The 11,768-nt window shown below is 56.4% G+C and carries 9 protein-coding genes; 5 read left to right on the top strand and 4 right to left on the bottom strand.

Annotated elements, in window-relative coordinates; genetic code table 11:
* Positions 1-12: 12 nt before the first annotated feature.
* The 4 genes from RA28_RS09920 to RA28_RS09935 all read right to left on the bottom strand — a co-directional run bounded on the left by RA28_RS09920 (position 13) and on the right by RA28_RS09935 (position 6,308).
* Positions 13-1,251 carry an NAD(P)/FAD-dependent oxidoreductase gene (locus tag RA28_RS09920; RefSeq protein WP_039527380.1) on the bottom strand — a complete coding sequence of 413 codons (1,239 nt, stop codon included), beginning with the start codon at positions 1,249-1,251 and terminating at the stop codon, positions 13-15.
* 12 nt (positions 1,252-1,263) lie between these two features.
* On the bottom strand, positions 1,264-2,277 hold the full coding sequence (locus RA28_RS09925) for an Ldh family oxidoreductase (RefSeq protein WP_039527385.1): 1,014 nt from the start codon (positions 2,275-2,277) through the stop codon (positions 1,264-1,266).
* Between the two features lie 65 nt (positions 2,278-2,342).
* Entirely contained in the window at positions 2,343-3,863 is a 1,521-nt protein-coding gene (locus RA28_RS09930; protein WP_039527389.1) for a trimethylamine methyltransferase family protein, read from the bottom strand.
* Positions 3,864-3,878: 15 nt separating this feature from the next.
* A complete protein-coding gene (locus RA28_RS09935; protein WP_039527392.1) occupies positions 3,879-6,308 on the bottom strand; it encodes a GcvT family protein in 2,430 nt (809 codons plus the stop codon).
* A 204-nt stretch (positions 6,309-6,512) separates the two neighbouring features.
* Here RA28_RS09935 and RA28_RS09940 point away from each other — a divergent pair, with 204 nt between their 5' ends.
* From RA28_RS09940 to RA28_RS09960, 5 genes are all read left to right on the top strand, one after another.
* A complete protein-coding gene (locus tag RA28_RS09940; protein WP_039527397.1) occupies positions 6,513-7,397 on the top strand; it encodes a LysR family transcriptional regulator in 885 nt (294 codons plus the stop codon).
* 492 nt (positions 7,398-7,889) lie between these two features.
* Positions 7,890-8,861, top strand: coding sequence for a response regulator (locus RA28_RS09945; RefSeq protein WP_039527399.1), 972 nt, complete (start codon positions 7,890-7,892; stop codon positions 8,859-8,861).
* A gap of 26 nt (positions 8,862-8,887) precedes the next feature.
* The gene (locus RA28_RS09950; protein ID WP_039527402.1) at positions 8,888-9,205 is read left to right on the top strand and encodes an Hpt domain-containing protein; all 318 of its coding nucleotides are present in this window, start codon (positions 8,888-8,890) and stop codon (positions 9,203-9,205) included.
* A gap of 104 nt (positions 9,206-9,309) precedes the next feature.
* Positions 9,310-11,301: an ATP-binding protein gene (locus tag RA28_RS22220; RefSeq protein ID WP_052261402.1), complete on the top strand. Its 1,992-nt coding sequence runs from the start codon at positions 9,310-9,312 to the stop codon at positions 11,299-11,301.
* 64 nt (positions 11,302-11,365) lie between these two features.
* Complete coding sequence (locus RA28_RS09960) at positions 11,366-11,749, top strand: response regulator (protein WP_039527896.1); 384 nt, start codon at positions 11,366-11,368, stop codon at positions 11,747-11,749.
* The last annotated feature ends 19 nt before the right edge of the window (positions 11,750-11,768 follow it).

Here is an 11,768-nt window from a genome sequence, read left to right on the forward strand (position 1 = left end):
GTTGACCGAGCTTCAAAAGCGGTCCGGACTAAACGGGCTGAGATCAATATTGGTCGCTCTACCCGCAAACTCCCCGGCCACCAACCGGGCTGTGGTCGCTGCCAATGTCAGGCCCAACTGCCCGTGCCCGGTCGCGAAGGTAACGTTGGGCAGGCGTTTGCTGCGGCCAATGATGGGCCGTGTATCCGGCGTCAACGGGCGCCGCCCCATGCGTCGCTCGGCTCGGTCCGTACGCAGGCCCGGCAAGACACGACGCGCATGGTCCACCAAAATATCAGCTCTTTTCCAGTTGGGTTTTGCATCCGAACTGGCAAACTCGATCGTGCCCGCGACGGCCAACGCATCCTCGTACGGCGTCATCCCGAAACCGCCCTTTGCGTAAAACACAGTGTGGCCAAGATCGACGTTGCAGTCGCGCAACGCGGTTGAATACCCGATCACACCTTCGATCTTCAACGGCACACCTAATCTGTCAGATAGGCGGCGCGAGTGGATTCCGGCAGCAATGACAAACTCATCCGCCTCGCAGACGCGACCGTCAGACAGGCGCACGGTTGAGATCATCTGACCCTTGCGGTCGAATTCAACCGCGGCACCCGACACAACCTGCCCGCCGCGATTGCGAAAGGCGTTGTGCAATTCGCTGACCAAAAGCACCGGATCGGTCACGAAACTCCAGTCACGCAGCAAAGCTGCCGAATGAAAGTCCGACGCAATCGCGGGATCGATTTCATGTGCTTCTGCGCCAGTGACATCCTCGATCCGACAGCCAAGGTCACGGGCCAGATCAAGCGCTGCGGCCATCAAAGCGCGATCCTGAGCGTCTTCGAACAGTTTGATAACAGGCCGTTCGACCAACAGTTCGGGCCGCCCGATATCTGCGATCTGTGCCTTGAAATCCTCGGTCGCTGCAAAGGTCAGGCGGGCAAGGTCTTCGGCAATCGCGCGCATTCTCGATTGACGCGCGTTCGCGGCAAACCGCAAAAACCACGGCAGAACACGCAAAGCGGATGCCGGGCGAAGTGTCAAAGGGGCCTGGGGCCGCAAAAGCCAACCGGGCACTTTCATCAACATCCCCGGTTGGGACAGGGGCACAATTTCGCCAACCGCGATGCAACCGCAAGAGGCCCAGCTGGCCCCCTCGCCGATCGGACCGGGTTCAATTACGGTCACCTCATGCCCATCGGCCTGCAACGCCAACGCGCAGGAGATGCCAACAACGCCGCCCCCAACTACCGCAATGCTAGCCATTTGTGCCGCCCGTCATTGCAAACCGCGCAGCTGTGCCAGCAGCTCGGCGCTCACCGATACGCCGTTCGCTTCGGATGCGGCGCGGTTTCGCAGGCGACCATCGCCCGGAACGCGCGCATCGCCATTACCCTCGATTTCCGCACAGATCCGCGCGACATAGTCATCAAAACCGGTGTTTCCGAACCGTTTGGGATCAATGGCGATCAATGTATTGCCGCCCTTGATGTTCAATGCCCCGTGAGCTTCGCGATCTGCGTTGTCCACCGACAAGGTTCCGCCAGACAAGGCAGCGCCCATCACTTCGATCAAAAACGCAATCGCTGCGCCCTTGTGCTCGCCAAAGGGCAACAGGCTGCGTGTTTCAAGAATGGCGTTTGGATCGACACTGGGTTGACCCTCGGTGTCCAGCCCGGCCGGGCGCGGCAGGTCATGACCCTCGGCAGCTGCCATCCGAATGTCCATCAACGCCACCATGGATGAGGCCTGATCCCAAACCACCGGCTGTTTACCAACCCTTGGACAGGCAAATGACATCGGGTTGGTGCCAAAAACCGGACGCACACCGCCTTGGGGAACCACCATGGACAGGGAATTAACCACCGCGAAAGCGACCAGTCCGGCCTCGGCCAAAGGTTCGGTGTCGAAACGCAGCCCGGCGAGGTGATGACAGTTGGCGCAAGTGAACGCGGCGATGCCCTGCTCATGGGTCATGGCGACAAGCTCCGCCCGCGCAGCAGCAGCGGCGATCTGGTAATATCCATTGTCGCCATCTGCGCGCAGAACACCCGGGGCGATCCGCTCAATCGTTGGCGAAGCGGACGGGTTAGCATATCCGGACGTAAAGCTTTGAGCATAAACAGGCAGCATCCTCAGCCCATGGCTGCGCGGTCCGTCGCGTTCGGACTTTGTGACAATGTCAGCAATCAAATCACTGCCCGCAGGGTTCATCCCCGCCGTCACAAGGACAGAATTCGCCAGTGCACGAACCTCGTCCAGTGAAAGCGTTTCCGTAGAGTTTTCAGCCATTTCAAGTTCCTATGCTTCGAGGATTCAAACGAACGCGGCCGCGGGTTGATCGCAGCCTAAGCAGCTTAGGCACTGTATTCCACGCGCTTTTTGGCGACAAATTCATCCAGTGCACCGCGCTGATCGTCCGGCATTGGCGGACGAACGTAGTTGTTCAACATGCGCTTTGCCTCTGCGTTGCCCACAACTTCCGCAGTTTTTGACCCTTCCGCTTCCCATTGCTCGAAACTGTCGTTGTTCTGCAGATGGTTCATGTGCATCGGGTTCTCGCGCGTATGATCGGTGCCAAGGAAATGGCCACCGGGGCCGATCTGCGCGATGTCATCCAACAATGCGTCGAGATTTTCATCGGCTAGCCCGCTGAAGAAACGATGGAAGTTCTCAAGCTGTAAACTGTCCTGCACCCACTTCGAGTAGCTGACGCCCAGCGCCCCCTCCAGGAACCCTGCCGAGTGCACGATGTAATTCGCTCCACCCAGCAGTACCGGCCACATGGTGTTTGCGGTGTCGAACGCGGCCTGCATGTCCGGGGTTTTCGAACCGGTCCACATTGTGCAGGTCCGCCAAGGCACATCGTAAAACCGCGCCATCTGCCCCACCAGCAGGTTCATTAGGCCGGGCTCTGGCGAGCCCATCATCGGCGCGCCCGTTTTCATGGACACACCCATGATCGCGACGCCCAGCACCATTGGTGCACCCCGACGAATGATCTGGCTATAGGCCATGCCCGCCAACGATTCCGCAATCAAAAGGGCCACGCCCCCTTGCGGGCTGGCTGGGGTGCTGGCCCCGGCCAGAACAAAGGGCGACAACAGACAGGGCTGGTTGGCGGCGGCGTAAACCCGCAGGCTTTGCAGCATGGTCTCATCCCAGACCAGCGGCGTGTTGCAATTCAGCAGGGCAGCCATCACGACGTTTTCGTCAACGAAATCCGCGCCAAACACGATACGCGTCATCTCAACACTATCCCGCGCCGCCTGCTCGGATAGCACGGACCCCTTGATGGGTTTGTCGGTCAGCGTCAGCGCGGCATGGACAAGCTCAAGATGGCGTTGCGGAACCGGCACGTCCTGCGGTTCCACCGGCAGGATACCGGGCACCATCATCGATTGGCTCATCTGGCTGAGTTTGAAGAAGTTCTGAGCGTCCTCCAGCATGGATGGACGGCGCACACCGTCCAAGCCATAGACAAACGGTGCGCCATACGCATTGGCGAACACCGAATGTCGGTTGCCGACCCGCAACGAGCGTTCCGGGTTGCGCGCGGCATAGCCCCATTCCGAAGGCACGGCCGAGATCAGGTCCATAAGCATCTCTCGGCCAATGCGCACCCGTTCGCCCTGCACATCCGCGCCGTATTTCTTCCAGTCGGCCAAAGCGACCGGGTCGCGGAATTCAATGCCTGTTGTTTCCAGGATCGTCATCGCCGCATTGTGAATCTTCTCGACCCCTTCAGGGCCAAGCGGATCAATCGGACCAACCTTTCGGTTCAATGTCGAAAGATAAACAGGCGGCGGATTGGTCCGCGCCTGAACCCGCGCCGCGCGTCCACCACCCCGGCCTGAGCGTGCTTTGACTTCTGCCATTTCAATTCCTCCGGATCAGGCGCGCGCACGGGCGCTGGTGGGGTCAATGGCGCAGACATCAATGACTTCGGCATCGCGCATTTCGTTGTGAACCAGCACCTGCATTTTGGTGCCCGGCGCCGCCTTGTCCTGCGGAACCAAAGCCATCGCGATGTCGTGGTTGCAGTAGTACGAAAATCCGCCCGACGTGACTCGGCCGATCAATTCCCCATCGGCATAGACGCCTTCGTCAAACATCACCGAGGTGTCGCAGAACGGCAGCTTCAGCGTGACCAATTGGCTATACGTGTTCTGTTGTTTTTGCTTAACCAGCGCGGCCTTGCCGATGAAGTCACGTCCTTCGGTTACAACGAAGCGGTCAAGGCTTGCCTCATAGGGCGTTAAATCTTTGCAGATTTCGCGGTTGATGGCGCGATAGGATTTTTCCAGTCGCATGGACTCCAGCGCCTCAAGACCAAAGGGCTTCACACCCGCTTTCAAAAGCAAGTCTACGAGATGGCGGTTATAGCCGACCGGGTGGTGCAACTCCCACCCCAACTCGCCGGTGTAGGAAACGCGCAACAGGTGGACGCCCTTGGCATAGCCCACCTCACCCATCTGTGCAGACAGCCACGGAAAGGCAGCATTCGACAGATCGTTGTCGGTCAACGGTTGCAGGATCTCGCGCGCCTTGGGCCCGGCCAGCGCGATTACGCCAAGCTGTTCCGAAATATCTTCCATGATGACAGAGCCATCGGTGGGCAGCAGCCGCTGCAACTGATCCCAGTTGTAAGCCCGCCAGTTCGGGGTGGAGATCAGATAGAAGTCATCCTCGGCGTAGCGCACGATGGTGTATTCCGCATCCATGCCACCCTTGTCGTTCAGCATCAGCGACAGGGTCATCCGGCCCACCTTGGGCAGTTTGTTGGCCATGAGGCTGTCCAGCCAGGCCGCCGCACCCGGTCCGCGCACGGTGAATTTGGTCATCGGCGACATCTCGATGAAGCCGGCCTCTTCACGGGTGGTGCGCACTTCTTCCTGTACCCTCTCCATGTGATTGGTACGACGAAATGAATGCTCGGGTATCGCCTCTGCGGGAGATTTGGCGAACCAGCGCGGGAACTCATAACCATTGAAGCTGGTCCAGACGGCCCCATGCGCGGTCAACAGATCATAAGAACCCATGGTTTTCATCGGGCGGGCATCGGGGAAATCCTCGCCCGGGATATGCGCATCCATGTGCGTGCCCCAGGTCTCGCGCACTTTGTCCATCGTCCAGCGTTTGGACGCATAGTCCGAGAACCGGCGCGGGTCGAGTTCCGACATATCCATTCCCGGATCGCCATCGACGATCCATTTGGCAAGACGATTGCCAACTGTGCCGCCCCACAGGATACCGCCGGGCATCCCTTCGGCCAGCCAAAGGTTTTGGTGCCCCGGCGCGGGACCGGCCAGCGGCAATTCATCCGGGGTCATCTGGAACGGGCCGCGGGTATTGGCCTTGATCCCGACCTCACCCAGCGTTGGCACACGTTCAATTGCCCGTTCCCATTGGGTCTCAACCGCGTCGAAATCCTCGGGCAGCAGATCGGCACCAAAATCCGGTGGCACGCGGTCTTCTGCAAACAGCTTGAGGTCTTTGGTGAATTCGTAGGGGCCAAACTGGATGCCGCCCACATCCTCACGGAGATACGCGCCGTAATCTTCGTCCCTGAGGATGGGGAATTCCGGCAGACCTTCGGCGCGGCGTTCTTTCAGCAGCGGAACAGTCTCGGTCGTCCAATACTGGTGAACGATCGGGATACAGGGCAGGTCCAATCCCACGCGCCGCGCATTCTCGCGGGCATAGTTGCCGGTTGCAAAGATCAGATGCTCACACGTGATCTCACCCTGATTGGTGGTCACTTTCCAGTGGCCATTGTCCAGCTTTTCATAAGCCTGTGCCTCGGTATTCTGATAGACTTTGGCCCCGGCATCCCGTGCCAGCTTGGCCAGTGCCATCGTGATATCGGCCGGGTTCACATACCCGTCTTCGGTGTGCAGGATACCGCCGCGAATATCCGGGCTTTGGTTGAGCAGCGGGTGCACTTCGGCAATCTCCTCCGGCGTCAGCAACCTGCAGGGCACACCCGCCGCTTCGGCAATCGAGATATAGGACTGGAATTCGTCCCAGCGCTTTTCGGTATTGGCCACACGTAACTGGCCAACTTTGCGCAGACCAACCGAGGTTCCCATCTTTTCTTCGACCTCGGTGTAAATGCGGATGGTTTCCATCGTCATCTTCGAAACGTTGTGCGACCGCACGAACGTCACCAGCAGCCCCGCAGCGTGCCATGTGGAACCCGATGTCAGGGTCGTCCGCTCCAACATAACCGCGTCGGTGCACCCATGTTCGGTCAACCCATAGAGAATGGAAGCGCCGACGCATCCCCCACCGACAACCACAACTTTTGCGTGAGACTTCATTCTATCTTCCTTCAAAAAACTGCAGGGCTCGTCGGTGTCGCGGTTTCAATGCGACTCCCCTCGACAAACGTTGGCGGTGATTTTGGCTCAAATACGCTTTCGCACAATTGTAAAAAATCTCAACCTGCATTAGTTTTACTAATCTGAAACAAGAAGTTTCATGCGAAAAAATCCCCGCAAATGCGGTTGTCATGAGAAAAGATATTGCCCAAACGCCCCTATAACCTGCCGCCGATGACGTCCCTGCTCAGCTTTGAAGCCGCAGCACGCAATGTCAGCTTCAAGGCCGCCGCCAAAGAGCTCAACGTCACGCCCGCCGCCATCAGCCATCAGATCAAAGCGCTTGAGCAGGAATTGCAGTTCACATTGTTTCACCGATTTCACAGAGGTGTCGAGCTGACTGAAGGTGGCGCTTATCTTTTGGTCGCGCTCCAGCGCGGCTTTGAGGGCATCGGCGAAGCACTTGATCAGCTACGTGCGCAACGCAAAGGATCAGCCGTGACGATCAGGTCGAGTACCGCGGTCAGCTCGCTCTGGCTGACCCCGCGCCTGGCTCAATTCTGGAAGAGTCACGGCCACATCTCAGTTTCGCAGATCGTCAATGACCTGAACACCAGCATCCCCGATTGCGATCTGAGTATCCATTATGGCGACATGTCCCGCGAGACCGGCCCGTGCCACGCATTGTTTCACGACCAGATCATGGCCCTTTGCAGCCCCCGATTTGCAGAGCAGCACAGCGTGAGAACCATCGCAGATTTTCGACACGTTCCCCTGATCCACTTGGATGAGCCGGAATCCGGCTGGACGGATTGGTACGGCTGGGCGCGGATTCTGGGATACGACGGGCCGCTGAATTCTGCCCACCGCGTCAACAACTATGTCATAGCGTTGCAGGCAGCACAGGACGACATGGGCGCAGTACTTGGTTGGGAGGGGCTGACGTCAGATCTGGTTGCATCAGGCAAATTGGTCAAGCTGGTGCCGGAAACTGTTCCCGCACCGCTGGATTTCTATGTCAAACTGCACAACCAGTCCTCGGACCGCGCGGCAATCGTGTTCAAATGGCTGACCGGGATCGCGGCATGACTACGGCGCTGTCGTGTAACTTGCGTTAGGAGAACTTTGTCCGCCTGTGGAGGTCAATAGACTGAACAAGAGCTTTCCAAACGTCGTCTTCTAGGCTTTGAAGGTCGAGGGCTCGAGCACAACTATTAGACTCGGGTTAAGCTTCTCGCAATTACCTACGATTAGCGACGACTGTTGGCCAATCTGTCAGCATGTATTCGATATCGGTTGCCTGGCAATCATCCGGAACAAGACCGCATACAAAGACTGAGAGTACAATTTCCCAGAGCGCGTTCGCCCTCCGTCCAAAGTCAAACTTGCGACTAGGGCGACGTTAAGATTGCTCGCCACATAGTTCGTTGGCTCTCGGCAATGCGAACGCTATTTGCCAATTCGTCCCAACGAAATCGCAATTGACCCAATCATCGAAAAATTGAACTTGACGATGGTTGCGAAGGGGTTTCTATCTGAAGTAGATTGTTAGAACGCCAAACTACTTTAAAGTGTATTTGTATGAAAATCCTAGTCGTCGATGACGAACCACTATTCTGCGACATCATGACGGCTGAGTTATCCGCTTGCGGTCACAAGGATGTCCATACGGCAAACTCGGGCGCGGATGCAATCAACTTGGTCCGCTCGGCGGACATTCCGTTTGATTGTGCCTTGCTTGACATCGACATGCCGGGAATAAACGGGATCGAACTATGCGGGTTGCTGCGGTCCGAACCGGCCAGCGCGGAAATCCCGCTTGTGATGGTCACCGCGCGATCTGGGGTTGAAAGTGTCGACAAGGCCTTTGCGGCGGGTGCGACCGATTATCTGACCAAACCCGTAAACAAACTTGATTTGCAGGGGCGCATGACAATGGCGTCAGCCATGGCGCGTGAGCGGGCCGCGCGTAAGCTGGCGCTGGCAGACAGCGAAAAGAAAGAGAGCTTCCGGTTTGAAGACGCCTGCCGCCTAGAGGTTGAACAGGCCTGCATGGACTTCCTTGCACTGCAGAACTACGTCCTGAAACTGGGTGCCATGCAAATGTTCAGCCATGTGGCAATCGGCTTTCAGGTGGCCAATGCCCGAGAGTTATTTCTCACGCTCGAAAACACCGCGTTCCGGGAAACCATGTCTGATGTTGCCGAGATCATCATCGAGGCGACGATGTCTGGCGATGCAATCGTCTCTTACGCCGGTTCGGGTTACTTTGTTGCGTTGCTCAATCGACAGTCAGACATCGGCTTCGAAGGCTTGACGGATCAGATCGAACCGAAACTGCAAAGCCTAAATGGATGGTATGCCGACCTTGGCCAATTGCCCATCCGGATCAAAGTCGGAGCGCCGGTCAGTCGGGGGTTGGTTTCGTTCCTGTCCCCGGAAGACGCCCTTGAAAGGGCGCTTGAAAATACAAAAGACCCCATGGCGGTTTTGGGCGGATTGGATGAGGCAGATCATCAAACCCGCGGGCAAACACAAAACCACACGCGATAATTTGTGTTGCAGGAGCATTGGTCGAAATGGCGAACGAAGATCAATTGAACACTGCGATTGCGTTGTTGCGATCCAGATTTGTGGACACGTGCGGCGATCGTTTGAAAACTCTGGCGCAAGCAGTGGATGCCATTCGCATTGGCGCGGATGCAACGCAAGAGCTCAGCCAAATCCGAAGAGAGTGCCACAAGCTTGCCGGCCTTGCCGGGTCAATCGGGTTTTCGGAACTGGGCGAGCTGGCAGAAGAAATCGATATCACCTTGAAGACAGGCCAATCGGACTGGGCCGCAGTAGAACCAAAACTTGGGGAACTGATGCAAGCACTGGCGAACCTAAAGAAATGACCTCTGGGCCTGGCGCAAAGCCGAGCGAACCGCCCCACCGGATCAGCGTTGAAAGCCATATTTTACAAAAGTCATGAGGTGACAGTTTGAACAAAAGTCAGGAAATGCTGTCACAGCGAAAACGAAGGCATAAACGGACAATTACGCTGATCTACGCCGCGATTGTCTTGCTGGGCGTTTTGAGCGTTGCGTTTATGGATCGCTTCATCGTCGCTCAGAAATTTGAAGCCGAGCGTGCATCGGTTCAACGTTCGCTCAACTCAATCCGTTTCCGGCTGGAAAGACTTATAGATAGCTACAGCCACATGTCGCGCAGCCTTGCGATTGCACAGTCCTTTGAAGCGGACACCGAGTTTCAGAAACTGGCCGGGCTGTTGCGCAACAACAATCCAAGCGTGATCAACATCGCGCGCTCAAAGGACTTTATCATCACGGATGTTCACCCGATCGAACCAAATCGTCAGATTTTGGGACATGACTACCGCGACCATCCTGATCAGTTGAAATCCGTTCAGGCCGCGCTTGATACGCGAGAGACCGTGATTGTTGGGCCCACGCCATTGTTTCAGGGGGTCTTTGGGCTCTTGCTGCGAAATGCCCAACCCGGACAGGATAACGTTGTCGGAAATATCGTTCTCGACTTCGAGCGTGTCCTGAGAGAAGCCGGAATGGGGGCTGAGCCGACGGTCTTCATGTCGTCGGCACGTATAATTGGTGATGACGGTGCTGACGGACCTTTGGTCTTTGGCAAACCGTCCGTTTGGGATGCTGATCCCGTCCGTGCAGAAGTCACCTTGGGCGGGACAGTTGTCGAACTGGCAAAGACACCAACCGACGGTTGGCACATCGACACATCTCACAGGTTTATCCTTGTTTTAACCACCGCTGTACTTGTTCTGATTGCGTTTCTGGGGGTGAACTATGCGCGCCGCCTGATCATTGAACGCGCCGAAGCAAGGCGCCAACTGCTGAATGCGATCGAGTCGATTCATGACGGGTTTGTCCTATTTGACCGAAATGACCGCATGATCCTGTGCAATGAGCGCTACCGCGGCTTTTTCGAAACATCCAAGGATGTGATCGTGCCCGGTGCCAGATTTGAGGATATCTTGCGTCATGGCGTCAGACATGGCCAATACCCCGAAGCCATCGGTCGCGAAGAAGACTGGATCGCCAAGCGTATGGAATTGCACGCTAATTCGCACGGTCAAACCGAGACCGAGCTTTCGGATGGCCGCTGGATCAAGGTCTCCGAAGCGCGAACCAGCCAGGGCGGAACCGTCGGTATTCGAACTGATATCACCGAGTTGAAGAAGGCGTTGCAAACCGCCGAACAGGCCGTCAGGTCCAAAAGCGAATTCATCAACAATATGAACCATGAATTGCGGGCGCCGCTGTCCGTTGTTCTTGGGTATATTGCCTTCCTCCGAAAAGTTGAGATCTACCCGCAGTACAAGGCGCTACGAAACGCGCTGGAGTCAAATCCGCAGCACCTAAAGCTTTTGCAAGAGTTCACGGATGTCATCGTCGAACAGGCGACAAAGTCGGAATCCTCGGGCAAGCACCTGCTCGGGTTGATCAATTCGGTTCTTGATTGGGCAAAGCTGAGCACCGGCAACGTGACCCTGAACCCGCAGAAAATAGACATGGACAAGTTGCTGAACACCTTGGGGGAAGAGCTTGGCCCGGTTGCTGCCGACAAAGGATTGAATCTAGAGGTGACTGTTGAACCCGCCCCAGTCGAAGGCGACCCACTGCGCATGCGCCAGATCTTCATGAACCTCATAAACAATGCCATCAAATTCACCGAATTCGGCGCTATCAAAATTTCCCTTGAGGAACAGGATGGGACGGTAACAGTGGCGGTAGAGGATACCGGCCAGGGAATACCCGACGATCAATTGGAATTAATTTTCAATCGCTTCATTCAAGTCGACAATGCGCAAAAGGACGGTCAAGCAGGTACGGGTCTTGGTCTTGCGATCACCAAGAACCTCGTGGAATTGCACGGTGGTCACATCTCGGTGTCCAGCACTTTTGGGCAGGGAAGCCGGTTTCAGGTCGTCTTTCCCGATCAATTTCCAAGCCAGAAATGAGCCATACTTTCCAGCTAACCCTGAACAAACCGGGTTTGAGGCCAGCCAGAACATGATGACCAAGATGAGCAAACCAAAACAAATCGTTCACGTGGATGACGACGAAGACATTCTGACAATCACGCGTATGGCACTTGAACTTGTTGGCGGTTTTGATGTCTTGCAGTTCAACTCGGGCCGAAAGGTGCTCGAGGTTCTGTCAGATCTGAACCCGGACTTGTTCCTTCTGGATGTGATGATGCCGGAAATGGACGGCCCCGAGCTTATGACCGAAATCCGCAAGCGACCAGAACATAAGACAACTCCGGTCGTTTTCATGACGGCAAAGGCCGAGCATCAGGTACAGGACATGGCGGTTTTTGGCGATGCGCTGGCGTGCATTACCAAACCCTTTGATCCGCTTATTTTGCACGAGGAACTGAACACACTGTTGGAGGAGGATTCCTGATCCCCAAAACGCCAAGTGG

The organism is Ruegeria sp. ANG-S4, from assembly GCF_000814005.1.
Taxonomy (GTDB): domain Bacteria; phylum Pseudomonadota; class Alphaproteobacteria; order Rhodobacterales; family Rhodobacteraceae; genus Ruegeria.

Coding starts and splice junctions, on each gene's coding strand:
- RA28_RS09950 (WP_039527402.1), top strand. CDS start 8,888: ATGGCGAACGAAGATCAATTGAACACTGCGATTGCGTTGTTGCGATCC.
- RA28_RS09930 (WP_039527389.1), bottom strand. CDS start 3,863: ATGGCAGAAGTCAAAGCACGCTCAGGCCGGGGTGGTGGACGCGCGGCG.
- RA28_RS22220 (WP_052261402.1), top strand. CDS start 9,310: ATGCTGTCACAGCGAAAACGAAGGCATAAACGGACAATTACGCTGATC.
- RA28_RS09945 (WP_039527399.1), top strand. CDS start 7,890: ATGAAAATCCTAGTCGTCGATGACGAACCACTATTCTGCGACATCATG.
- RA28_RS09920 (WP_039527380.1), bottom strand. CDS start 1,251: ATGGCTAGCATTGCGGTAGTTGGGGGCGGCGTTGTTGGCATCTCCTGC.
- RA28_RS09925 (WP_039527385.1), bottom strand. CDS start 2,277: ATGGCTGAAAACTCTACGGAAACGCTTTCACTGGACGAGGTTCGTGCA.
- RA28_RS09960 (WP_039527896.1), top strand. CDS start 11,366: ATGAGCAAACCAAAACAAATCGTTCACGTGGATGACGACGAAGACATT.
- RA28_RS09935 (WP_039527392.1), bottom strand. CDS start 6,308: ATGAAGTCTCACGCAAAAGTTGTGGTTGTCGGTGGGGGATGCGTCGGC.